The 22,726-nt window shown below is 71.0% G+C and carries 20 protein-coding genes; 14 read left to right on the top strand and 6 right to left on the bottom strand.

Annotated elements, in window-relative coordinates:
- Positions 1-251 precede the first annotated feature (251 nt).
- Together AC0VYL_RS17110 and AC0VYL_RS17105 are read left to right on the top strand one after the other, a co-directional pair.
- Positions 252-602, top strand: coding sequence for a hypothetical protein (locus tag AC0VYL_RS17110; protein WP_475480814.1), 351 nt, complete (start codon positions 252-254; stop codon positions 600-602).
- Positions 602-4,303, top strand: coding sequence for a caspase, EACC1-associated type (locus tag AC0VYL_RS17105; RefSeq protein WP_475480813.1), 3,702 nt, complete (start codon positions 602-604; stop codon positions 4,301-4,303). The genes AC0VYL_RS17110 and AC0VYL_RS17105 overlap by 1 nt, the downstream gene beginning before the upstream one ends.
- A 60-nt stretch (positions 4,304-4,363) precedes the next feature.
- Here the strand turns inward: AC0VYL_RS17105 and AC0VYL_RS17100 are convergent, their stop codons facing one another.
- Both AC0VYL_RS17100 and AC0VYL_RS17095 read right to left on the bottom strand, forming a co-directional pair.
- On the bottom strand, positions 4,364-4,825 hold the full coding sequence (locus AC0VYL_RS17100) for a hypothetical protein (RefSeq protein ID WP_475480812.1): 462 nt from the start codon (positions 4,823-4,825) through the stop codon (positions 4,364-4,366).
- Positions 4,826-4,949: 124 nt separating this feature from the next.
- Positions 4,950-5,459, bottom strand: coding sequence for a TspO/MBR family protein (locus AC0VYL_RS17095; RefSeq protein ID WP_475480811.1), 510 nt, complete (start codon positions 5,457-5,459; stop codon positions 4,950-4,952).
- Between the two features lie 301 nt (positions 5,460-5,760).
- Between AC0VYL_RS17095 and AC0VYL_RS17090 the strand changes: the two genes are divergently transcribed.
- From AC0VYL_RS17090 to idi, 6 genes are all read left to right on the top strand, one after another.
- Positions 5,761-5,925, top strand: coding sequence for a hypothetical protein (locus tag AC0VYL_RS17090; RefSeq protein WP_475480810.1), 165 nt, complete (start codon positions 5,761-5,763; stop codon positions 5,923-5,925).
- A gap of 37 nt (positions 5,926-5,962) precedes the next feature.
- Positions 5,963-7,453 (top strand): cryptochrome/photolyase family protein, encoded by a 1,491-nt coding sequence (locus AC0VYL_RS17085; RefSeq protein WP_475480809.1) that lies wholly within the window; start codon positions 5,963-5,965, stop codon positions 7,451-7,453.
- 473 nt (positions 7,454-7,926) lie between these two features.
- On the top strand, positions 7,927-9,330 hold the full coding sequence (locus tag AC0VYL_RS17080) for a family 2B encapsulin nanocompartment shell protein (RefSeq protein ID WP_475453992.1): 1,404 nt from the start codon (positions 7,927-7,929) through the stop codon (positions 9,328-9,330).
- Between the two features lie 31 nt (positions 9,331-9,361).
- A complete protein-coding gene (locus tag AC0VYL_RS17075) occupies positions 9,362-10,612 on the top strand; it encodes a family 2 encapsulin nanocompartment cargo protein terpene cyclase (RefSeq protein ID WP_475480808.1) in 1,251 nt (416 codons plus the stop codon).
- A gap of 119 nt (positions 10,613-10,731) precedes the next feature.
- Positions 10,732-11,610 carry a geranyl diphosphate 2-C-methyltransferase gene (locus AC0VYL_RS17070; RefSeq protein ID WP_475453988.1) on the top strand — a complete coding sequence of 293 codons (879 nt, stop codon included), beginning with the start codon at positions 10,732-10,734 and terminating at the stop codon, positions 11,608-11,610.
- 112 nt (positions 11,611-11,722) lie between these two features.
- Positions 11,723-12,316 (top strand): isopentenyl-diphosphate Delta-isomerase, encoded by a 594-nt coding sequence (idi, locus tag AC0VYL_RS17065; RefSeq protein WP_475453986.1) that lies wholly within the window; start codon positions 11,723-11,725, stop codon positions 12,314-12,316.
- A gap of 72 nt (positions 12,317-12,388) precedes the next feature.
- On the opposite strand, the gene AC0VYL_RS17060 is transcribed toward idi, so the two are convergent.
- Both AC0VYL_RS17060 and AC0VYL_RS17055 read right to left on the bottom strand, forming a co-directional pair.
- Positions 12,389-12,691: a hypothetical protein gene (locus AC0VYL_RS17060; protein ID WP_475480807.1), complete on the bottom strand. Its 303-nt coding sequence runs from the start codon at positions 12,689-12,691 to the stop codon at positions 12,389-12,391.
- Between the two features lie 109 nt (positions 12,692-12,800).
- Positions 12,801-13,484, bottom strand: coding sequence for an HNH endonuclease family protein (locus tag AC0VYL_RS17055; protein WP_475453982.1), 684 nt, complete (start codon positions 13,482-13,484; stop codon positions 12,801-12,803).
- A gap of 403 nt (positions 13,485-13,887) precedes the next feature.
- Here AC0VYL_RS17055 and AC0VYL_RS17050 point away from each other — a divergent pair, with 403 nt between their 5' ends.
- The 6 genes from AC0VYL_RS17050 (at position 13,888) to AC0VYL_RS17025 (ending at position 20,457) form a co-directional block, all read left to right on the top strand.
- Positions 13,888-15,444 carry an ABC transporter substrate-binding protein gene (locus tag AC0VYL_RS17050; protein ID WP_475480806.1) on the top strand — a complete coding sequence of 519 codons (1,557 nt, stop codon included), beginning with the start codon at positions 13,888-13,890 and terminating at the stop codon, positions 15,442-15,444.
- A 69-nt stretch (positions 15,445-15,513) separates the two neighbouring features.
- Entirely contained in the window at positions 15,514-16,425 is a 912-nt protein-coding gene (locus AC0VYL_RS17045) for an ABC transporter permease (RefSeq protein WP_475480805.1), read from the top strand.
- A gap of 3 nt (positions 16,426-16,428) precedes the next feature.
- On the top strand, positions 16,429-17,382 hold the full coding sequence (locus AC0VYL_RS17040; protein WP_475453976.1) for an ABC transporter permease: 954 nt from the start codon (positions 16,429-16,431) through the stop codon (positions 17,380-17,382).
- Positions 17,379-18,239: an ABC transporter ATP-binding protein gene (locus AC0VYL_RS17035; protein ID WP_475480804.1), complete on the top strand. Its 861-nt coding sequence runs from the start codon at positions 17,379-17,381 to the stop codon at positions 18,237-18,239. The genes AC0VYL_RS17040 and AC0VYL_RS17035 overlap by 4 nt, the downstream gene beginning before the upstream one ends.
- Positions 18,239-19,042: an ATP-binding cassette domain-containing protein gene (locus AC0VYL_RS17030; protein ID WP_475480803.1), complete on the top strand. Its 804-nt coding sequence runs from the start codon at positions 18,239-18,241 to the stop codon at positions 19,040-19,042. Before AC0VYL_RS17035 ends, AC0VYL_RS17030 begins: the two co-directional genes overlap by 1 nt.
- Before the next feature lie 50 nt (positions 19,043-19,092).
- A complete protein-coding gene (locus AC0VYL_RS17025; RefSeq protein WP_475480802.1) occupies positions 19,093-20,457 on the top strand; it encodes an alpha/beta hydrolase domain-containing protein in 1,365 nt (454 codons plus the stop codon).
- A gap of 84 nt (positions 20,458-20,541) precedes the next feature.
- On the opposite strand, the gene AC0VYL_RS17020 is transcribed toward AC0VYL_RS17025, so the two are convergent.
- Together AC0VYL_RS17020 and AC0VYL_RS17015 are read right to left on the bottom strand one after the other, a co-directional pair.
- A complete protein-coding gene (locus tag AC0VYL_RS17020; RefSeq protein ID WP_475480801.1) occupies positions 20,542-21,639 on the bottom strand; it encodes an ArsR/SmtB family transcription factor in 1,098 nt (365 codons plus the stop codon).
- A gap of 76 nt (positions 21,640-21,715) precedes the next feature.
- Positions 21,716-22,612: a GntR family transcriptional regulator gene (locus AC0VYL_RS17015; protein ID WP_475480800.1), complete on the bottom strand. Its 897-nt coding sequence runs from the start codon at positions 22,610-22,612 to the stop codon at positions 21,716-21,718.
- Positions 22,613-22,726: the final 114 nt, after the last annotated feature.

Below are 22,726 nucleotides of genomic sequence, written 5' to 3'. Positions count from 1 at the left end.
GCAGCCTCTGGTCAGCACGTTGAGTGGATCTGCTCGGACTTGCCGGTCCCGCGCCAGCGTTCAGAGGTCTCGTGTCGCATGGCCGGTTCCGGTCAGTGGTCGAAAGTCCCTGACGAACGACGTATCCGGCTGGTAGACCTGCGTGGCGGAGTGTCAGCGGGTCGTGACGGAGCGGCCCCTTGCCGGGGAATCGGGAGAACGCGCGCGTGGAGCCGAGCGAGCTTGTGGCCAGGATCGTCTTTGAAGAGGACGTGACAGAAGAAGAGGCGGAGCAGCACACCCGGGACCTGGTTCTCCTTTTGGAGGACCTGGACGTCGACGAGGTGGGTGTGCCGGAGGGCGATGCGGGGACGGGAACCAGGTCAGCCGATCCTGCTTGGCTCGCGGGGGCGGTGGTAGTGGCCGGTGCGGTCCTCAAACCGGTGCTCTCCGCTCTGGTGGAGCTCCTGGGGAAGTGGATCGAACAGAGCGGTCAGCGGTCGGTGACGGTGGAGCTCGGCGACGCCAAGGTCACCGTGAAGGGTCGCGTGGCCACGAAGGACGTCGAGTCCTATGTGCGGGCCCTGAACGAGGGGCGCAAGCTCCAGGGGACCGGTGACTGATGCGTCGGACAGCGATCCTCATCGGGGTCAACCGCTACGACGACCTGGCCCCGCTCGACTCACCGCACGAGGACGTCCACGCCATCGAACGGGTCCTGAAGGCCAACGGGCACTACGACCGGGTCCAGCCACTGTTGGACCCCACCCGAAACGAGGCCATGGAGGCCCTGGAGACGGCGCTGTCGGAGGGCAAGCCCGACGACCTCCTCCTCGTCTCCTTCTCCGGGCACGGGGTCAAGGACAAGCGGGGACGGCTGCACCTGGCCCTTCGGGACACGCGCCGCAAGCGCCTGGAAACGACGGCGCTGTCCGCGGAGGTCCTCAAGCGGTTGCTGGAGGACTCTCGGATGCGCAGCAAGGTGCTGTTGCTGGACTGCTGCCACGGAGGGGCGTTCGCCGACGGTTTCGCGACCCGGTCCGGTGGTGGGGAGGAGGCCGAGCCCCTGGATCTGGAACGCCAGCTCAGCGATGGAGCCGGGACCTACGTGATCGCGGCCTCGGGTGCCCTGGAACTGGCTCGGGAGGGTGACAACAGCGCGGGTGTGCGTCCGTCCCCGTTCAGTGCCTCCGTGGTGCGCGGGCTGGCAGGGGCGGCCACCGACTCCAACGGCGACGGGTGGATCGACGCGGTCGACCTCTACCAGCACGTCCACCGCGAGGTCGACCACGTGGAGGGCCAACGCGTCACGGTCTCCTCCCTGGGGGTGCGCGGTTCCCTGGTGCTGGCCCGGCACACGGGGTCGGCGACCGCCGCCGACCTCCCGAAGGCCCAGGCCGGTACAGGGGAGGAGGGCAGTGCGGAGGAACGCGTCGAAGCTCCCGCCGGGGAGGCGGGCCGGGGCGAGCACCGTGCTGGCGGTGTGTGGGGCTGGGGCCCCTACCTCGACTACCTGCGCGACTGCCTGGTGAAGCAGAGCGTGTTGCAGCAGCTGCCGGACGCGAGCGGACGGGACGCGGCGGTCTGCGACATGGGCTCGGAGGTGCTCCTGAGCAGGGCGGAGGACCGGTGGCGACTGACGGGCCGGGCCGAGGGCCTGGCCCGGGAGGCGGTCGACGAGGGCCGCCCCCTGCGTTACGGCTATCCGGCGGTGCTCTTCGACCCGGTGCGGTCCGAGCGCGGCCGTGGCCGCAGGGCCAAACTCGCCCCGTTGTTCGTGATGGACGTGGAGGTCGAGGAGGAGAACGGCGAGCGCTTCCTTGTTCCTGTCGGTGAGCCGGAGCTCAACCGGGAACTGTTGGTCTCGGCCGCCGACCTGGACGAGGGGGACATCGAGGAACTGGTCACCTGGTTCGAGGTCGACTGGGACGGGGGAGGGGTCTCGGGCCTCGCCGACAAGGCGCGCACGGTCTGCGACCGTTTGCGCCTGGCCAGGGTCGACGACCTGATCGCCGGGGAGTTGCGCGGGTCGTTGGACGTGCGGCACGGTGCCCGCAGGGGCGCACAGAACGCCGCCGTCCTCTACCGGGGGGACCCCGCCGCGACGGCCGTCAAACAGTTGCTCGGCGATCTGGACCGGAGGAGTGGAGGGATCCGCCTCGAGAAGATCGACGGGACCGCGCTCGCGACCCTGACCGGTGCCCCGCCGACCACCGGTGGTGCGAGGCCGGTGCTGCCCGTCGTGACCGGTCGCAGCAACACCGCGCAGGAGGAGATCCTCGCCTCCGCCATGAGCCAGGTGCTGACCGTGGCCACCGGCGCTCCCGGAACCGGTAAGAGCGAACTCATCACCTCCGTGGTCACCACGGCCATCGCTGCCGGGCAGTCGGTCCTGGTCGCCTCCACCAACAACACGGCCGTGGACGAGGTGGTCACGAGGGTCAACAAGCTCGGCCCGGACGCGGATCTGATGGTGCGCACCGGGAAGCAGGAGCATCGTGCACGTGAATCCGAAAGACTCAACGCCCTGTTGGCCGCCGAGTGGGGCGCGGCGGACACGGCCACCGCGCACGCGCGTCTGGCGGTCCACCAGAGGGGGTTGGACGCGGGACGTGACGAGCTGGCGGAGGCGGAGCGGACGGAGCGACGGTTGGCGCTGCTGGCCGAGGCACGGAACCGGCTGCGGCGCGGCCTGCCGACAGCGGTCGCCGCGTCCGCTTTCGAGAGGCCGCAGGACCGGGGCCGCTGGACCCGCAGGGTGGAGGCGTCCCTGGAGTCACGTTGGACGGGCTGGTGGCACCGGTGGTTGACGCGTCGGGGGCTCGGCGTCTCGGGGACGGACCAGGAACTGTCCAGCATCCTGGCGTACCTGACCACGGAGAACGAGTGGTGGGAGCTGCGCGAGCGGTCGGAGCGGGGACCAGGCCCAGAGCAGACGGCGGACAGGATGCGTGGCCTGCGCGAGGAGCGGCGCGAAGCCAGCACCGAGTACCTGCTGGGTCAGGTCGCTGACTCGCTGCGCCGGGGGAGGACCGTCGTCGAGGGGCGTCTGCGCAACCTCGCCTCCGGGCAGAACGGGTGGAAGGGCATGAAGGCGTTGGTGCGCACCGTGCCCGCGTGGGCCACGACGTCCCGGTCGGTGCGCGGGGTCTTCCCGCCCGAACCCGGGCTGTTCGACCTGGTGGTGATCGACGAGGCGAGTCAGTGCACGGTCGCTGACCTGGTGCCGCTGCTCTACCGGTCACGTCGGGCCCTGGTGATCGGAGATCCCTACCAGCTGCAACCGGTCAACCCCATGACCGCACAGGACGACCGGCGGATCCTCTCCGCCCACGGGTTGCCCGCAGGGGAGACGGAGGAACGGTCGCTCTCCTTCGGTGGGTCCTCCGCGTACCACGCGGCGGCGTCCGCGCTGGTCGCGGGCGGTGGCGAGGTCCTGTGGCTCGACGAGCACTACCGCTGCCACCCCGACATCGTCGCGCCGGTGAACCGCCGTTTCTACGGCGAGCGTCTGGCGGTGCGCACCAACAGTGCCGCTCTCGCCGCTCCGGGCGACCCCGCCGTGCAGTGGATCGACGTGCGTGGTGCCTGCGAACGTCCCGGAGGACGCTCCTGCCTCAACCGGGAGGAGGCGGAGTCGGTGCTCGACCTGCTCCGTAAGCTGTGGCGGTCCCTGCCCCCGGAGGCGAGCATCGGAGTGGTCTCGCCGTTCGCCCCGCAGGTTCGTCTCATCGAGGACAAGCTCGGGGACGCTGCCACCGACCGCATCCGCGTGGGCACGGCGCACCGGTTCCAGGGTGGGGAGCGTGACGTCGTCGTCATCTCACCCGCGGCGGCCGCCGGTGTGCACCGGAGCAGCGGGAACTGGGCGCGCCAGCAGCAGAACCTGTGGAACGTGGCGGTCACCCGCGCCCGCTCGCGCTTGTACGTGGTCGGCGACCGCGAGTACTGGGCCGACCAGGGCGGGCTGCTGGGCGACCTCGCGACGCAGGAGGAGGCCTCGGGCGTCGGTGCGCTCGATGAGGCCGGCAGCCTGCTGTTCGAGGCGCTGACCGTGCGCGGAAGCAGCCCGAGGGTCGGCCACCGTGTCGAGGGGTACTCCTGTGACCTCCTGGTCCCGGGGGAACACACGGATACGGCGGTGATCGTCGATCGTGCCGGGGTCGCATCCACCGCCGCTCCTGCTCCGGGACGGACACTCCAGCGCGTCCTGGACCGGACGGCCCTGTTCGAGGGGGTCTCCGGCGCACGCACGGTACGCGTACCCGCCTGGCGATGCCTCGCCGAACCCGAGACGGTGGCGGGCGAGCTCATCGGTGGTTGAGCCGGGCCGAGCTCCTGGAACGTCTGGCCATCCATCCGCCCCGCAGGGCGAAGGTGACGGTCAGCGCGGGTTGGGAGCGCCGTTCCAGTAGTGGCCGCAGACCCCGCCCACCTCCTCGGAGAGAGTGGTGGTGAGGTCGGGGTCCCAGCCCTGCTCCATGAGCCAGGCGCGGACGTCGTCGCGTTCCTTGCGGATACGCCGGTAGGCGTCCCGAACCCTCGCGAAGCGCTCCTTGCGCCCAGGGCGTTCACGCCGGAGGTCGCGGCGGGCCTTGGTGATCCTGCGCCCGTAGTACTCCTCGATCACCGCGGCTGCGTTGAGGTGGCTGAGGAAACCGTCCTCCTGCCAGTCGGACAGTTCCCTGGCGCGGAGTTCCTCCAGTTCCCTGCCGGTGCCGCCTGGATCGCCGCCGGAGGCGCGCGCGGCGCGTGCCACGCCCTGGGTGTTCTCCAGGCGGCCGGTGAGGAACTCCTCGATGGCGGCCAGTGCGGTGGATTGCGTGGCCTGTCCGTCCGACGCCATGGTCGCCTCCGGTCTCGGTCCTGTTCGGTACGGGTGATGAGCTACGCGTCACCCTCGAACAGGTTCGCACGCGGGCGGTGCCGAGTGGTCGGCGAGACGGGCCACGGAGTCGGACGGCCGGTGGTCAACTCCCCGTGTTGAGCGACCAGATGGAGAAGTTGAGCGCGGTCGCGAACGCCACCCAGGCCCAGTAGGGCACCAGCAGGGCCGCGGCCCAACGGGACACGCGGGCGAACAGGAGGATGGTCACCGCCAGGGCGACCAACAGCAGCACGATGTCCACCAGGGCGGTTCCCCGGAGTCCGGCGGTGAAGAACAGCGGCGACCACGCCGCGTTCAGGAGCAACTGGGCGGCGAACAGGGACAGTTCCGTGCGGGCTCCCTGCCAGCCTCGCTGGCGCCAGACCAGCCAGCCGGACACGGCGATCATCGCGTACAGCACTGTCCACACCGGGCCGAACAGCCAGGACGGTGGTGCCCACGACGGTTGTTGGAGAGCCGCGTAGTCCCCGGCCGTTCCGGGATTGGAGAGCACCCCCACCAGCGCGGCCGCGGTCACGGCGGCGGCGAACACCAGGGCCGCGAGGAGTGCGGACGCGGTCGACGGGGTGATTCTGGGCGTGGCGGTGGTCATGGCTTCCCTTCGAGCGCAGGAGCGCTGGCTTGTGGTCGGCTGGCGCACTGAGGTGGCGGCGCCGACATCATTGGCTTATTACTCGTATGTCGAGTAACTCGTTTTCCAAACGTTTATCTGTCAGAGAGTATGTGTCCCTGAGCGCAGCGTCCCGCCTCTGTGCCTCCCACTCCCAGGGCGGAGTCGGCCACATACTGTCCCCGTGGGCGATGCGGCCGTCGAGGGAGAGCCCTGCGGGAGCGGAGGACTCCACCGCTCGTCGGCGTGTGGGTGGAGCCCTCCTCGCGCGTTTCCCCGCGTGATGGGTGCGATCACCGTCGGGTACGCCCTCGTCATGGGCGTCGGCCTGCCCACCGACGCCGACCGCTGCGCCGCGTTGGCGGTCGCGGGAGGGTTCGGTGTGCTGTGCGCGCTGAGCGCCGTCGGAGCGCGTCGCCCGCAGCGGTCCGGCCGCGAAGCCATGTGAGCGCGTCCCCAACACGACACCGAAGGAACTGGTGCACATGACCCAGGACAGACCTCTGTGGTTGTTCGGTGACCAGCTCGGCGGGCACTTCCACGGCACCCACCGGAACCGGGGCCGACCGATCCTGTTGATCGAGTCCGAGCTGGCCCTGCGGCGGCGGCCGTACCACCGGCAGAAGCTGCACGTGGTCCTGGCGGCCATACGGCGGTTGGCGCAGGACCTGGGGGACCGGGTCACCTACGTCCGGGCGGCGACCTACCGGGAGGGGCTGCGCCGGTTCGGTCGGACGGTGGACGTGCACGAACCCGGGTCGCACGCGGCGTCGGCGCTGGTCGAAGGCCTTCGGGAGGAGGGACTGGTCGGCGAGGTCCTGCCCACTCCCGGGTTCGTGTTGGGGAGGGCCGAGTTCGCCGAGTGGGCGCAGGGCCGGTCGGGGTTCCGGATGGAGGACTTCTACCGGGACCAGCGCCGCAGGTTCGGTGTCCTGCTGGAACCGGACGGCGGCCCCGTGGGTGGCGGGTGGAACTTCGACAGGCGGAACCGTGAGGGGCCGCCCAGGGCAGCGACGCTGGGGGTGCCCGCGCCGTGGCGCCCCCGGGAGAACTCCATCGACCGAGGGGTCCGGCGGGACCTGGACGCGTTGTGCGGCGAGACCGGGAGCAGGGTGGTGGGCGGGGACGGCCCCCGCCTGTTCGCGGTGGGCCGCGCCGAGGCGGGGCGGGCGCTGCGCCGGTTCCTCGATGGGCGGTTGCCGACGTTCGGCGCGCACCAGGACGCCATGTTGGAGGACGACTGGAGCATGTCGCACTCGCTCCTGTCCGTCCCGCTCAACCTGGGACTGTTGGATCCGCTCAGGGTCGTCGGGGGAGCCGAGCGCCGGTACCGGGAGGGCGCCGCGCCGCTGGCGTCGGTCGAGGGGTTCGTTCGGCAGGTGCTGGGGTGGCGGGAGTGGACCTGGCACCTGTACTGGCACCTGGGCCCGGACTACCTGCGGTCGAACCACTTCGGGGCGACGACGGAGCTGCCCGGGTGGTGGCGCGCACTTGACCCCGAGGGGACCGAGGCCCGGTGCCTGAGCCGGACCATGGCGGGGGCGCGCGAGCGGGGCTACGCCCACCACATCGAGCGGCTCATGGTGCTGGGCAGTCACGCGCTCCAGCGGGGGTACCGGCCCGACCAGTTGAGCGCGTGGTTCGCCACCTCGTTCGTGGACGGCTTCCCCTGGGTGATGGCCACCAACGTCATCGGGATGAGCCAGTACGCCGACGGCGGGCAGGTGGCCACCAAGCCCTACACCTCCGGTGGGGCCTACATCCGTCGCATGAGTGACCACTGCGGCTCGTGCCGGTTCGACCCCGGGGTGCGGGTGGGACCCCGGGCCTGCCCGTTCTCCGCCGGGTACTGGGCGTGGATGAGCCGCAACGAGGAGGCGCTCGCCGGCAACCACCGGATGGCGCGCCCCCTCGCGACGATGCGGCGGCTGCCGGATCTGGAAGCACTCGTCGAACAGGAGCGGCAACGGGAGTAGCCGTGGGTGATTTGGGCCTTTGGGGTGGTTTCTTCGGTGACCGAAAAGGGGCGAGTTCGGTGGTCATGGATCCCCGAATGAACCCGGCCTTGGTCCGATTTTTGATCATTTCTTGGTTGCTTGGGTGATTATGTCCGCGTGTTGTGGGTGCTGGGCAGCGAGAGGGGTCGGGGTCTCATTGCTGCTGATCATGTGGGGTGCTTCGCTGATCGTGGTGGGCGATCTGTGGCGAAGATCCCGATTTGGGAATCGGAGATTTGCGGGTTGCTCTTCTTGTGTCTGAAAATGGGATTCCTGTGATTTCGCGGTGGTGTTTCTCGTAAGGTGGGCCGCGGTTTGTGGGGGACGGTTCGGGAGCGGTCGTATTGCGCCCGTCCCGGTGCTTTCCGTCCCCTTCGCCCTCTCAGTCCGTGCACGGCGGCTCCACCGTCGAGCACGGGTACACGCGACCACGATGAAGAGAGACACCTCCGATGTCGATCGACTCAGCCCCCGAGGTTCGGACCAGCGATCAGCAGAGCCTGGCGACCGCGGCCGCGCGGAACCTGGCGACCACCACCAAGTCCGCTCCGCAGATGCAGGGGAAGAGCTCCCGCTGGCTGCTCAAGACGCTCCCCTGGGTGCAGACCGACGGCGGCGCCTACCGGGTGAACCGCCGACTGACCTACACCATCGGCGACGGCCGGATCGACTTCGAGCAGACCGGCTCCGAGGTGCGCGTGATCCCGCGCGAGCTCGGGGAGCTGGCCGTGCTGCGCGGCTACGACGACATCGAGGTCCTGGAGGCCCTGGCCGGGCGCTTCACCCAGCGGGAGTTCGAGCCGGGTGAGGTCCTCGCGCAGGAGGGCACTCCCGCCGACCGGCTGTTCCTCCTGGCACACGGCCGTGTCCACAAGACCAGCGAGGGCGCCTACGGGGAGACCAACCGCCTCGGTGTGCTCGTGGACGGCGACAACGTCGGTGAGCGGTACCTCCTGGACACCGACCCCGTCTGGGGATTCACCGTCAAGGCGGCCACCGCGGGCACCCTCCTGGAGCTCCCGCGCCGGGAGTTCATCGCCCTCCTGGACGACTCACCCAGCCTCCAGGCCCAGGTCCAGGCGTTCCTGTCGGTCCCCGGACGCAGCCAGAACAAGTACGGCGAGGCCGAGATCGCCCTCTCCTCCGGGCACTCCGGTGAGGTCGAGATCCCCGGCACCTTCGTCGACTACGAGCTCAGGCCCCGTGAGTACGAGCTGAGCGTCGCCCAGACCGTGCTGCGCGTGCACACCCGGGTGGCCGACCTCTACAACAAGCCGATGAACCAGACCGAGCAGCAGCTGCGGCTGACCATCGAGGCGCTGCGCGAGCGCCAGGAGCACGAGCTGGTCAACAACCGCGAGTTCGGACTGCTGCACAACGCGGACTTCCGCCAGCGCATCCAGACCCACTCGGGCCCGCCCACCCCGGACGACCTCGACGACCTGGTGAGCATGCGCCGCAACACCCAGTTCATGTTCGCGCACCCCCGGGCCATCGCGGCCTTCGGCAAGGAGTGCAACAAGCTGGGCCTCAACATCGGCACCGTCGAGGTCGGCGGCCACCACCTGCCCGCGTGGCGCGGGGTTCCGATCCTGCCGTGCGGCAAGATCCCGATCTCCGAGCACCAGACCTCCTCGATCATCGCCGTGCGTACGGGCGAGGACAACGAGGGCGTCATCGGCCTGCACCAGACCGGCCTGCCCGACGAGGTCGAGCCCGGCCTCAACGCCCGGTTCATGGGCATCGACGACAGGGCGCTCATCTCCTACCTGGTGAGCACCTACTACTCCGCCGCCGTGCTCGTCCCGGACGCCCTGGGCGTCCTGGAGAACGTCGAGGTCCGCCCCCGTGCCTGAACGATCCACACCGTCAGGGAAGGAGGCCTGAGTGTCACTGCTGTCCCGGATGTCCTCGACCAGCGCCGGACACTCGACGGCGGAGCTGGTGCGCTCGCTGCTGCGCGACCCCCAACGCCCGGGCAAGGCCGACCTGTTCGCGGCCCCGGCGAGGTCCGCGGGCGGGCTGAGCCTGCCCGGCGGACCCACCGGCCTGGGGACCTCGGCCGCCAGGATCCTGCTGCCCGACCGGTCGCCCGTGTCCGAGCCGAGGGGCGCACGGACCGCCACCCTGGTCCCGCCCGCGCCCGTGGGCCCCGGACTCCCGAAGGACGACGGCGGCTCACCGGTCCCGGTCCTGTACTGCCCTCCCGCGGTCCGGGACGACCCGGCCCTGGGGGAGGAGGTCAACGACCGGCTGGTCGAGTGGGCCGAGGAGGTCGGGGTGTACCCCGGTCAGCTGGACCGGGTGCGCGCGTGCGACTTCGGCCGCCTCATCATGCTCGCCCACCCCGAGTCCGACGACCCCGAACGGCTGCTGGCCGCGGCCAAGTGCGCGCTGTCCGAGTGGTCGGTGGACGACCACTACATGGACGGTGAGGTGGAGGAGGCCCGGCCCGAACTGCTCGGGCAACGGCTGGCGATCGCCCACTCGGTGATCGACCAGGCGCACCTGCCGCTGCGGTACGCCCCGCAGCTGGAGGAGGTCGTCCAGGCCGACCCGGTGATGGTGGCGCTGCGCGCCGCCCTGGACAACCTGTCCGACCACGCGTCGTCCGCGCAGGTCCGCCGGTTGCGGCACGAGCTGGCCATCATGTTCGTGGCCTACAACCAGGAGGCGGTCTGGGCGGCGACCCAGCAGCGGCCCCCGGTCTGGGAGTTCCTCATGCACCGGCACGAGAACAGCTTCGTGCCCTGCATGGTGCTCATCGACGCGGTCGCCGGTTACGAGCTGTCCCAGGGCGAGTTCTCCGACCCCCGGGTGCGGAGGGTCTTCACCCTGGCGGGGTCGGCGAGCGTGATCGTGAACGACCTCTACTCGATGGGCAAGGAGGACCCCTCCGACTTCAGCGTGCCGAGGCTGATCGCCACCGAGGAGAACTGTTCGGAGCGCGAGGCGATCGAGCGCACCGTCCTGCTCCACGACGAGATCATGCACACCTACGAGGCGGAGGCGGCCGCGCTCGCCCTCTCCGGCTCACCGGAACTGCGCCGCTTCCTCGCCGGAGTGTGGGCCTGGCTCGGGGGAAGCCGGGAGTGGCACGCCCGGACCGCGCGCTACCACGGCGCCGCCGCCAGCTGACCCCACCGCATCCGAGACCCCTCCGAGCGGGGGCGCGTGCCCCCGCTCAGGTTCGGTGTGCCCCGCGAACGCGGTGCGCCCCCGAACACAACACGTCATCCATGACAAGGAGCAACACGATGACCACCACCATGCCCTCTCACAACCCGGTGCGAAACCAGGGCCCGGTACTGCGGACCGCCTACCAGCAGTCCGTGGCGGACTACTGGAACGCGGAGAAGGACCCCGTGAACATCCGCCTGGGTGAGGTCGACGGTCTCTTCCACCACCACTACGGGATCGGCGACTACGACCCCTCCGTGCTGGAGGGCCCCGAGGAGACACGCGAACAGCGGATCATCGAGGAGATGCACCGCCTGGAGACCGCGCAGGCGGACGTGCTCCTGGACCACCTCGGTGACATCACTCCGGACGACCGCATCCAGGACACCGGCTCCGGCCGCGGCGGCACCAGCTTCATGGCCAACGCCCGGTTCGGCTGCCACGTGGACGGTGTGAGCATCTCCGAGCAGCAGGTGGAGTTCGCCAACGCCCAGGCCCGGGAGCGGGGCGTGGACGACAAGGTGCGCTTCCACTTCCGCAACATGCTGGACACCGGCTTCGAGTCGGGTTCGATGCGGGCCAGCTGGAACAACGAGTCCACCATGTACGTGGACCTGTTCGAGCTCTTCAGCGAGCACTCCCGCCTGCTGGAGTACGGCGGCCGCTACGTCACCATCACCGGCTGCTACAACGACGTGACCGGCGGCCGGTCCAAGGCGGTCAGCCGGATCGACGAGCACTACACGTGCAACATCCACCCCCGGAGCGAGTACTTCCGGGCGATGTCCGCCAACAACCTGGTGCCGATCAACGTCGTGGACCTCACCGCCGCGACCATCCCGTACTGGGAGCTGCGGGCGCAGTCCCAGGTCGCGACCGGGGTCGAGGACCCCTTCCTGACCGCGTACAAGGAGGGCAGCTTCCACTACCTGCTCATCGCGGCCGACAAGGTCTGACCCTCCCTCCCGCACACGGCCCGGTGTCCGGGGCGCCCCTCCCTCAGGGGCCGCCCCGGCCCGGGCCGTCACTCGCGGCACACCACACCACCGTCGAACACGAAGGGCGCTCATGACCACCGACACCCATGCCGGGTCCGTGAACGAGACCGTGCGGGACGAGCCCCGGCCGATCATGCTCGAACTGGTCGACGAGGACGGGAACACCACGGGCACCGCCGAGAAGCTGTCCGCGCACCAGGCCCCGGGACAGCTGCACCGGGCGTTCTCGGTCTTCCTGCTGGACGAGCGGGGCCGACTCATGCTCCAGCGCCGCGCCCTGTCCAAGTACCACTCGCCGGGCCTGTGGTCCAACACCTGCTGCGGCCACCCGGAACCCGGTGAGCTCCCCTTCGTGGCGGCGTCCCGGCGCACGGGAGAGGAGCTGGGGGTGGCGCCGGCGCTCATGCGCGCGGCCGGAACGGTGAGCTACCACCACACGGACCCGGTCTCCGGGCTCGTGGAACGCGAGTACAACCACCTGTTCGTCGGGGTGGTCCGCGGCCGGACCCGGCCCGACCCCGAGGAGGTGGCGGAGACGTCCCTCGTGGACGCCGCCGGGCTGGAGCGGCTGCGCGCGGCCGCCGAGTTCTCGGTGTGGTTCCCCACGGTCCTCGACGCCGTGCGGCCCTCCCTGCGTGAGCTGGGACCCGAGGCCGGCTGGTGAGCCGAAGGCCGGGGCGGCGGGTGCGACCCACCGCCCCGGCCAGGGCGTTCGGACCCGGACCGGTGCCGGGATTCAGACGTCGCAGTCCTTGCAGCGGCTGGTGGCGACCCGGTCGGTGTTGCCGTGGGTGGCCCGCAGGGGCGAGCTCTCACTGATCCGGCGCCACACGGAGGGATCGGCGTCGAGGACCCATCCCCACCGTGGGGCGCTGACCCCGCTCGGGTACTGGTGCTGGCAGCCCGGAAGGTGGGCCCTTCCGCTGCTGTGGATGTGGATCTCGCTCACGGGGGTCGCCTCGCCGCGACGACGGTCGGTTCCGAGAGCGCAGGCGCAACCGCCGTCCAGGGGGAGTTCGCAGAAATCACAGCGTTTCATCGCACCATCATGCCGAGAGGGTGAACCGTGCGGAAGCCCCCTTCCGCCATCGCGCCGAACACGTCCGGGCCGTGTGGACCAGCGTCCACACGGCCCGGATCGTCGGGGGTCAGCAGCGGGCGTTGATGGTGCCCTGGATGGAGGACTTCTCGGCGCTGGTCACGGACAGGCCGTAGCGGTGCTTCACGTTGACCCAGGCCTTGACGTAGTCGCAGTGGATCGCGGTACGCGGCGGCATCCAGGCGGAGGGGTCCCGGTCGCCCTTGGAACGGTTGCTGCTGGCGGAGACCGCCCACAGCTGGGGAGCGGAGACGTCGTTGGCGAAGGCGCGCCGCTGGTTGGCGGACCAGTTGTTGGCGCCCGACCGCCAGGCGTCGTGGAGCGGCACCATGTGGTCGATGTCGAACGAGGACGCGTTGTCGGTCCACACCCCGTCGTACTCGCTGGACCACCGGCCGGACGTCGGCTGGCAGTTGCCGTCCACCTGGACGGTGTGGCCGTCGCGGCGCAGGACGGTCTCGCGCGCGTCGCAGGGGCTGGTGATGACCACCCAGTGCGGGAAGAGGCTGCGGTCGTAGCCCGCACCGTTGTTCTTGGCGCGGACGGTCAGGCCGTTGAGCTGCGACTGCGCCGCCGAGGTGGAGGGGATACCGGGCGGCAGGACGTGGTGGGCCAGGGCCGGGGTGGCCCAGCCGAGGACCGCGACGAGAACGGCGGCGGTGAGGGCGGACAGGGCGCCGACCACCGTCCGGCGCGCGCGGGTGAGGGGGAACGTACGGGGGATCGCGGGCAACGCTGCTCCTTGGGGGAGGAGGGAGTCGGTCGAACCCTCACACCATGGTGTGTCTCGGCCGGTATGACCAGACCCCTCCGCGTGAAATCCGTGCCGTGTTCCGGTGGCGGCGCGGTGACGGGTCGGCGGACGCCCTGCCCCCGACGATCGACCCCACCCGTGTGCGGCGCCCACCCGGCCACGCCGGGGGTGACCGCTCCGTCCGAGGAGGACAGCCCGATGTGGTCGCTGTGAGTGGGGTCACGGACACCCACGGTCCCACCAGTCACACCTGTAACTTCCGTCACCTGATCGTTTCTTACCGGGGTCGCGGTAAACGATGCCTTTCACGTGGGTGAACCATGCCTAACCTGTGGGTGTCCCCACGGGACCACCATCCCGATTTCCCCGAAAGGCCTGATCCGTGATCTCTCAGCGCAGCGCGGCCGCACTTGGACTGGTGGGCGGTACGGCACTCCTCCTGTCCGGCTGCGGCTCCCCTCAGGGCGGCGGAGCCTCCTCGGAGCCGGTGACCGGAGGCGAGCTCGTGGTCGCCTCACTGCCCGCCGTCATCGATCCGCACGCCACCACCTCGCGTTCCAACTGGATGGTCGCCGCCTCGGTGTGTGAGGGCCTGTTCGCCAACGCGGCCGACACCTCGATCCAGGACGGCCTCGTGGACTCCTACGAGTACGACGTCGACGCGGGCGTGTACACGCTTCGCCTGAGGGAGGGCGTCCCGTTCCACGAGGGCGGCCAGCTCACCGCCGCCGACGTCGTGGCCTCGCTCGACCGCTACGCCGACTCCGACCCGGGTGAGCTCTTCAACAGCCTGGTGGAGGAGGTCGCCGAGACCGACGACCTCACGGTCACGATCACCACCGTCAACCCCACGGGCGCGATCCCCGCCCTGCTCTCCACGCCCGACACCGGCGCCTACGTGATGTCGGCGTCCTCGCTGGAGGCCGCCGGGGACGACGAGCTGTCCTCACTGGACTGCACCGGCCCCTACCGCCTCGACGAGTTCACGGTGGACCGCCAGGCCACGGCCTCCCGGTTCGACGAGTACGCCCCGCGCGACGAGGACCCGGACGGCGCGGCGGGGGCGAAGACCGCCCACGCCGACACCCTGAAGTTCGTCCCGTTCAACGAGTCGAACACGCTCAACCAGCTGCGCACGGCCGAGGTGAACGTCGCCCCGCAGTTCCTCGGCGTCGACCAGCTGGACGTCTACGAGGCCGACCCCTCGCTCCAGGCGGTGCTGAGCGAGGACTCCGAGTTCTCCATCATGCAGTTCAACCTGCGGTCCGAGCTGATGGGCGACGTGCTCATGCGCCGCGCCGTGCTCAACGCGCTGGACTTCGCGGAGATCGAGACCCAGTACCTCGGCGGAACCGACTACTTCACCGAGGACTCCAGCTTCTTCCCGCCCGGCTCGCCCTGGTACTCCGACGCCGGATCCGAGGCCTACACGGACCGTTCCGCCGAGGAGGCCGAGCGCCTGCTCGACGAGGCCGGGTACGACGGCACCCCGGTGCGCGTGCTCTACCGCCCCTCCAACGACAACTACGGCCCCATCGTCCAGCAGCAGCTGGAGGCGGTCGGCCTCAACGTCGACCTCCAGGCGATGGACGCCGCCACCTTCGGCTCCACGCGGACCGAGGAGGACACCTGGGAGGTGTTCCTCGGCGGGGGCGCGGCCTACTCCGACCCGCTGACCGTGGTCTTCCTCAACGACGACTTCCCCGGCTGGTGGGCCACCGAGGAGAAGGCCGAGCTCATGGCCGCCGTCACCGAGGGAGAGGACACCGAGAGCCGTAAGCCCGCCTGGGACGAACTCCAGGAACTCATCTGGGAGGACGTCCCGTTCATCCGCTTCGGCCACGAACCCCGTCTCGCGGTGACCTCCGCCGACGTCGGCGGTTTCGAGGCCACGCAGGGGACCGTCCGGGGCTTCTACAACATCTGGATCGACCAGTAGGACCCCGCCGCCCGGCGGCCCGCCGCACGGTCGCCGGGCCCGGAACCCACCGCGCACGAAAGACTCCTCATGAGAACCACCCTGCGGTCCCTCTCCAGGGACCCGAGCGCGATGACGGGCGCCGCGATCGTCGCGGTCATCACGCTGCTGGCACTCCTCGCCCCCGTCCTGGGCGGCGACCCCGACCTGCTCCGACCGAGCGAGCGACTCCAGGCCCCCGGAACCGGTGGCCCCCTGGGCACCGACGAGCAGGGCCGCGACATGTGGACGGTGCTGCTCCACGGAGCCCGCACCTCGCTCGGCATCGCCGCAGCCTGCACGGTGCTCGCCATCGTCGCCGGGTTCCTCACCGGCGTCGTCTGCGGCTACTTCCGCTGGGTGGACGCGGTCGTCATGCGCGTCATCGACGGGCTGATGTCGTTCCCCAACATCATCCTGGTCATGAGCCTGGTCGGCGTTCTGGGCCGGGGAGTGGGGCCGGTCCTGTTCGGCCTCACCGTGGTCCTGGTACCGCCGATCGCCCGGGTGGTCCGCGCGGCCGCGCTCACCGCGCGCTCCGCGCCCATGGTGGAGTCCGCCCGCGCGCTGGGGGCCCGTGACTCCTGGATCCTGTTCCGCTACGTGGCACCCGAGTCCGTCTCGGTGCTCATCGTCCAGGCGACCATGGGCTTCGCCGCCACGGTGCTGTCCATCGCGGCCCTGAGCTTCCTCGGTATCGGACTGCCGCCGGACGTGCCCAGTTGGGGCGCGAGCCTGTCCGCCGCGCAGCAGTACGCGGCGGTGGCCTGGTGGATCGGGGTGTTCCCCGGTGCGGCGATCCTGCTGACCGTCCTCGGGCTCATCCTCCTCGGAGACGGGCTGCGCGACGCCATGGACCCGCGGGCCCGGCGCCTGGCCGAGCTGGCGCGCTCCTCGAAGTCCTCGGCCCGGTCCTCGCGGCGGGCCCGGACCACCGTCCCCTCCGACGAGAAGGACGGGTGACCCGTGCTCTCCTACGTGTTCAAACGCCTGTTGGCGCTCATCCCGACCGTCGCCGTGCCGATGGTGCTGCTCTTCGTCCTGCTGCGGCTCACCCCGGGCGACCCGGCCGCCGTCATCCTCGGTGAGAACGCCACGGCGACCGAGATCGCGGAACTACGCACCGAGCTGGGCCTGGACGCCCCGATGTGGCAGCAGTTCCTCGACTGGCTCGCCCGGATGGCGCGGTTCGACTTCGGGGAGTCCATCTTCCTGCACGCTCCCGTGGCCGAACTGGTCCTGTCCGCGGCGCTCGTGACCGGCCAGCTGGCGCTGATCTCCATGCTCCTCGCGCTGCTCATCGGCCCCGCGCTCGGCGCCGTCGCCGGAGCCACGAGGTCGAGGGCCCTGGACCGGACCATGGTGGTCGGGTCGGCGGTGGGCGTGGCCATGCCCACCTTCTGGCTGGCCATCCTGATGGTCATGCTCTTCGGGGTGACCCTCCAGTGGCTGCCGGTCGCGGGGTTCACCCCGATCACCGAGGACCCCGTCCAGTACGTGCGCCACATGGCGCTGCCGTGCCTGGCGCTGGGCACCCTGGAGGCGGCCACGCTCTTCCGGTACTCGCGCAACGGCGTGCTCGACGCCAAGCACCAGCCCTTCGTGGCCACGGCCCGGGCCCAGGGCCTGCCCGAGCGCACCATCACCCGCTCCTACGTCTTCCCGGCCGCGCTCGCGCCCCTGGTCACCGTGGTCGGGCTCTCCCTGGCCTCGATGCTCGGCGGAGCGGTCGTGACCGAGAACGTCTTCTCTCTGCCCGGGCTGGGCAAGCTGCTGCTCACCGCCGTCGAGCGGCGCGACTACCCGCTCATCGAGGGCTGCATCTTCTTCATCGCGGTGGCCTTCGTCCTCGTCAACCTGCTGGTCGACGTGGTCGCAGCCACACTCGACCCCCGCATCAGGCTGGAGGCCAAGGAGTGACCACGAACTCCACCGACGACATCCTGCTGGACGTGCGCGGACTCGACGTCGACGTCCTGACCCCGGAGGGCCCGCGCCGCGTGGTGCACTCCCTCGACCTCACCCTCCGTGGTCGGGGCACCCTGGGCATCGTGGGCGAGTCCGGTTCGGGGAAGTCCATGACCGCCACCGCCGTCATGGGCATCCTCCCCGAGACGGCGCGCGCCTCCGGGCAGGTGCTCTACCGGGGCCGCGACCTGCTGGCCCTGCCCGCCCGCGAACGGCGCGCCATGGCCGGACGGGAGATGGGCTTCGTGTTCCAGGAGCCCATGAGCGCCCTGCACCCCACCAAGACCATCGGCGGGCAGATGGCGGCGCCCCTGCGCCTGCACCTGGGACTGACCCGGCGCCAGGCCCGGGCGCGCAGCGCCGAACTCCTGGACCTGGTCGGGATCCCGCCCTCCCGGGGCGTCCTGGACGCCTACGTGCACCAGCTCTCGGGCGGCATGCGCCAGCGCGTCATGATCGCCATGAGCATCTCCTGCGAGCCCGCCCTGCTCATCGCGGACGAACCCACGACCGCGCTCGACGCCACCATCCAGAAACAGATCCTCGACCTCCTGGCCGACCTGCGAGAGGAACTCGGGCTGTCCGTGCTGCTCATCAGCCACGACCTGGGACTGGTCTCCCGGTACACGGACGACGTCGTGGTCATGCTCGACGGTCACGCCATGGAGTCCGGCCCCACCGACCAGGTGGTGTCCGCACCGGAGTCCGGCTACACCCGCGGCCTGCTGGAGGCCTCACCCCGGCTCGGGCACAGCCCGGACCGCCTCCCCGTCATCGACAAGAGCCGATTCACCAAGGCGGTGCAGTGATGAGCACGACCGACGGCGCCGCGGGAGCCGAACCCGTCCTGCGCATGGAGCACGTGACCAAGAGGTTCCGCCTCGGCGGGATCCTGCGCCGCACCGCGCACGTGGCGGTCCGGGACGCGTCACTGGAACTGGGGCGCGACGAGGTCCTGGGCCTGGTGGGCGAGTCCGGTTCGGGCAAGTCCACCCTGGGCCGCATGGCCATCGGACTGATCCGGCCCACCTCGGGCTCGGTGACGGTGCTGGGCCGGGACATCCTGTCCATGCGCCGGTCCGAACTGCGGACCTACCGCCGCCGCATGCAGATGGTCTTCCAGGACTCGTCCAACTCCCTCAACCCGCGCATGACCCTGCGCGAGCTGCTGGAGGAGCCCTACCGGGTCCAGGGGCTGCACACCCCCGCCGAGCGGGAGGGTCGGGCCCTGGCGCTCGCCGACGAGGTCGGGCTGGCCCGGTCCTGGATGGGGCGCCTGCCCCACGAGTTCTCCGGTGGCCAGCGCCAGCGCGTGTCCATCGCCCGCGCCCTGGCCCTGGAACCCGAACTGATCGTCGCCGACGAGCCGGTCTCGGCACTGGACGTGTCCGTGCAGGCCAAGGTCCTCAACCTGCTCAAGGACATCCGCCGGGCGCGTGGCCTCTCCCTGCTCTTCGTCAGCCACGACATGGCCGTCGTGGACTTCATGTGTGACCGCGTCGCCGTCCTGAACGGCGGCCGGGTCGTCGAGTCCGGGCCCACGTCCCGGGTGCTCCGCGCCCCCGAGGACGACTACACACGCACTCTGATCGAGGCCGTGCCCCGACTCTGACCGCACGTTCCCGCCCGTCCCGCCCCCTTCCGCTCTGGAAGAAGGAGAACATGACCACCCGACACGCGCAGGCGAAGCATGCCCTCATCCGGGGACCCGTCCCCGAGACCGAGGGGAACCGGGCCGTGGTGCTCGAACCCTACGGGGTCGACCGCATCCCCACCTACGACTACGTCCAGGAGGAGTACCTCGTCTCCGGCACGGCCGCCGACGACCCCTACAGCACCCGCGTCCTCATCCGACGTCCCGCGGACATGTCGCTGTACACGGGGCGGGCGCTGGCCGAGGTGAGCCACATCTGGGGCGGGAACTCGGTGTGGCGGGCCTTCAACCGCCAGATCATGCGCGGGGGCTTCATCTGGGTGGGCATCGACTCCCAGGCCCCGTCCGCGCTCGACCTCATCAAGGGGGTCGACCAGCGCCGGTACGCGGAGATGACCTTCTCCTCCGGGGAGCTGGCCAAGGACTTCGCGGGCAGTATCCCCTTCACGGAGAACCCCACGCCGGAGGTGCTGGCCCGCGAGTACGACGAGTTCAAGGAACGGTGGTGGCGGGCCACGCCGCAGTCGTTCGAGATCATCGCCCAGGTGGCCAACGCCCTGAGGGAGGGCCTGCCCGGCCTGCCCGAAGCCGCCGTGCGCACCCTGCTGTTCGCGGGGATCTCCCAGACCGGCGGCGTCGTGCGCAGGTTCGTGGAGCGCCACCACGCCGCCCTGCGACGGCCGGACGGAGGACCCGTCTTCGACGGGTACATGCCCTGTGCGTCGGGAGGGCCCGCGCTGCCGGACGTGGACGTGCCCGTCATGGAGGTCCTGGGGGAGGCCGAGTTCCAGTCCGTGCGCTGGGCGTGCGGGGTCTCGGGCCAGGTACGGGGGCTCACGCACCGCAGGCCGGACTCGCCGTTCTTCCGGCTGTACGAGGTGGCCGGGATGGCGCACCGGGAGACCCGGCACATGAGTGACCGGGACCGCGAGCGGCTCCGGGACTGCCCGCTCCCCGAGGGTGCCCGGTGGTCCACCTTCCCCAACTCCCACGTGTACAACGCCCTGCTGGAGTCGCTGTCCGCGTGGGCGCGGGGCGAGGCGACACCCCCGGCCTCCCGCCTCCTGGAGACGGAGGGCGACACCGACACCGTGCTCAGGGACGGGATCGGCAACGCCAGGGGCGGGCTCCGCACCACCCACACCGACGCGCCGCTCTCCACCCTGGTGGCAGCCACCCCGATGGGTCGACCCTCCTGGTACCACGGCAGTGAGACCCCGCTCGCTCCCGAACGGCTCGTGGAGCGCTACGGGGACGCGGACGGCTACCGTCGCGAGCACTCACGGGCCCTGGACCGCATGCTGGCCGACGGCTTCGTCCGGCCGGAGGACGCCGAGCAGCTGCGGCTGGAGGCGGAGCTGGTCGACTTCTGACCGGCGCGGATCCCGTTCGGCGCGTGTGCGGGCCGGGGCCCGGGGAGGGGGTGGGACACCGGGCGCGGTACCCACCCCCGGGCCTCACTGCACGAGCCGGGTGAGGAACTGGTGTCCCAGTGAGTAGACGGTGCCGAGTCTGATGCGGTGGCGCACCAGCCTGCCGTCGCGTACGGACTCCAGCAGCCCGGCCTCGCGCAGGCGTCGCAGGTGTCGGGAGACCTGGGGTTCGGTCATCCCGACCCGCGCCGCCAGCTCGCCGGTGGTGCAGTGCTCGTTGACCAGGTGTCGGCACAGCACCAGGCGGGCGGGGTCCGAGAGCACGGCCATGCGCCGCTGCAACTCCTTGAGAGGGACGTCGATGGTGCCCATCTCGGTGATCGGGAACTGCACCACGATGGGCAGGTTCGCGCGGGGCTGCGCCTCCTCGAACTTCACCACCAGGTGGGGGCGGGTGAACAGGCTGGGCACCAGGACCAGATCGCGTCCCGCACAGGAGACGAAGGCGTTCTGGAGCTTGTCGTAGGCCACCTGCGCGGTCTGCGGCAGGTAGTGGCCGCCCGGTGTGAGGGAGGCCAGCACGACCCCGAGCCGGTCCTGGGAGAAGCGCCCCCGCACCTCGCGTCCGGCCGTGGCGAGCTGGGGCAGGGTCGCCTCCCAGCGGGCACGGAAGAACGTGTCGTGACAGTGCTGGAGCAGGTCGGACAGGTTCTGGCGGAAGGCCGCGCGGTCCGCCAGGAAGAGCTCGCCCAGCTCCTCGCGCTCCTCGCTCTTGGCTCGGCAGACCTCCAGGAACTCCGCACGGTGGTCGTGGGGGTCACGCAGGCCGTAGTAGCGCTCCCAGCTCCCGCTCGCGATGGTCTCCGCCACCATGGAGTCGAACACCGGCGCGGGCATGGCGTTCATCAGGGCCAGCTCGTCCTGGAACGTCGCGGGGTGGCTGGTGTCCAGGGGCAGCAGCGCGCGCAGTCGGAACCTGGCCCACAGGGGCGCGAAGGTGCGCAGGCGCCGCTCGGTGGCCCGGTCCACCCCGGACCGCACGGCGCGGATGTCCCGGCTCGCCCCCGGGTGGTGGCCCGGTTCGGCGACGCTGTGCAGGAACGCCATCAGTTCGGCGAGCGGCGAGGGCCGCACCACCACACGTGAGGCGTCGGTGCTGACCAGGTCGAACACGATGGGCATGCCCAGATCCTAGTGACCCCCGGGACCCGACCCGCCGTGCGCCCCTCGGCGCGGGAACCCCGAGGGGTCGGGAGGCTCAGCCCTCGGCGCGCAGACGGTCGAGTTCGGAGCGCAGCTCGGCGGCGAGGGCCACGGCGCGGTCGAGCCCGCCGTGCGGGGCGGGCTCCCCGGACGAAACGGCCGACGGAGCCGGGCCAGCGGCCAGCGACGGACCCGGCGCGATCCGCACCTGGTCGGTGGCGCCGTCCGCCTCGATGTCGAAGACGACGCGGTCGGAGCGGTGCCAGCTCTCGAACCACTCCAGGGGCAGGCCGTCCTGGTCGAAGGTGCCGCCCTCCAGGAGCAGGAGCGGGACCCCGTCCGGGACCCCCAGCTCACGGGCGATGCGCGGGTCGGCCGGGACGGCGCGGATCTGCCTGCGGCCACTGCTGGGCACCGCGCCGAAGCGGACCTCCATGAGCCGGTGCAGGGAGGCGTTGGCCAGCATGGCCGAGTCCAGTTCCGCGAAGCGGTCCGCCGGGAGCCAGGTGCGCACGTAGGACAGGGCCTCGTCGTCGACCGACCGGACGCGCTCCAGCCGCAGCAGATCCTCGGTCACCAGGTGGTGGACGGCGGAGGGCGGGCCGGTGCGGGCCCGTTCCAGGGAGAGCACGGCGGTGCGCAGGCTCAGCCCCTCGGCGGAGAACTGGTCGAAGAGCCCGGTCACCCGCTGCACGAGCCGGTGGTGTTCGGTGGGGACCGCGGCGACCGGAGCCCGCCCCCGGGTCCGGCGGACCGATCCCTCGTCCTCCAGGGTGGCCAGGGCCTGGCGGACCACACTCCGGGAGACACCGAAGCGCTCACGCAGGGCGGCCTCGCTGGGCAGGGCGTCACCGGGCGGGATCGAGCGGTCGCGGATCTCCGCGCGCAGGGCGTCGGCCACCTGGGCGTGCAGGGGCCGGGAGTCGGAGCGGTCGACAGGCATGGCCGTCATTCTAGGGCGTGTGGCGCGGGAGCCACGGAGCGCCGGAGCATCTCCGGCCGCGTCCGACGGGCCGCCGGACGCGGCGCGCCCCCGTCCCCCGGAACCGGAGGGGGACGGGGGCGC

The sequence above is a fragment of the Nocardiopsis sp. iso_238 genome, assembly GCF_056173325.1.
This window is presented reverse-complemented; position numbering and strand designations above follow the sequence as displayed.

Bases quoted from the DNA above. Each gene is read 5' to 3' on its own strand.
- AC0VYL_RS17105 (WP_475480813.1), top strand. From the start codon at position 602: ATGCGTCGGACAGCGATCCTCATCGGGGTCAACCGCTACGACGACCTG.
- AC0VYL_RS17100 (WP_475480812.1), bottom strand. From the start codon at position 4,825: ATGGCGTCGGACGGACAGGCCACGCAATCCACCGCACTGGCCGCCATC.
- AC0VYL_RS17095 (WP_475480811.1), bottom strand. From the start codon at position 5,459: ATGACCACCGCCACGCCCAGAATCACCCCGTCGACCGCGTCCGCACTC.
- AC0VYL_RS17090 (WP_475480810.1), top strand. From the start codon at position 5,761: ATGGGTGCGATCACCGTCGGGTACGCCCTCGTCATGGGCGTCGGCCTG.
- AC0VYL_RS17085 (WP_475480809.1), top strand. From the start codon at position 5,963: ATGACCCAGGACAGACCTCTGTGGTTGTTCGGTGACCAGCTCGGCGGG.
- AC0VYL_RS17080 (WP_475453992.1), top strand. From the start codon at position 7,927: ATGTCGATCGACTCAGCCCCCGAGGTTCGGACCAGCGATCAGCAGAGC.
- AC0VYL_RS17070 (WP_475453988.1), top strand. From the start codon at position 10,732: ATGACCACCACCATGCCCTCTCACAACCCGGTGCGAAACCAGGGCCCG.
- idi (WP_475453986.1), top strand. From the start codon at position 11,723: ATGACCACCGACACCCATGCCGGGTCCGTGAACGAGACCGTGCGGGAC.
- AC0VYL_RS17060 (WP_475480807.1), bottom strand. From the start codon at position 12,691: ATGAAACGCTGTGATTTCTGCGAACTCCCCCTGGACGGCGGTTGCGCC.
- AC0VYL_RS17045 (WP_475480805.1), top strand. From the start codon at position 15,514: ATGAGAACCACCCTGCGGTCCCTCTCCAGGGACCCGAGCGCGATGACG.
- AC0VYL_RS17030 (WP_475480803.1), top strand. From the start codon at position 18,239: ATGAGCACGACCGACGGCGCCGCGGGAGCCGAACCCGTCCTGCGCATG.
- AC0VYL_RS17025 (WP_475480802.1), top strand. From the start codon at position 19,093: ATGACCACCCGACACGCGCAGGCGAAGCATGCCCTCATCCGGGGACCC.
- AC0VYL_RS17020 (WP_475480801.1), bottom strand. From the start codon at position 21,639: ATGCCCATCGTGTTCGACCTGGTCAGCACCGACGCCTCACGTGTGGTG.
- AC0VYL_RS17015 (WP_475480800.1), bottom strand. From the start codon at position 22,612: ATGACGGCCATGCCTGTCGACCGCTCCGACTCCCGGCCCCTGCACGCC.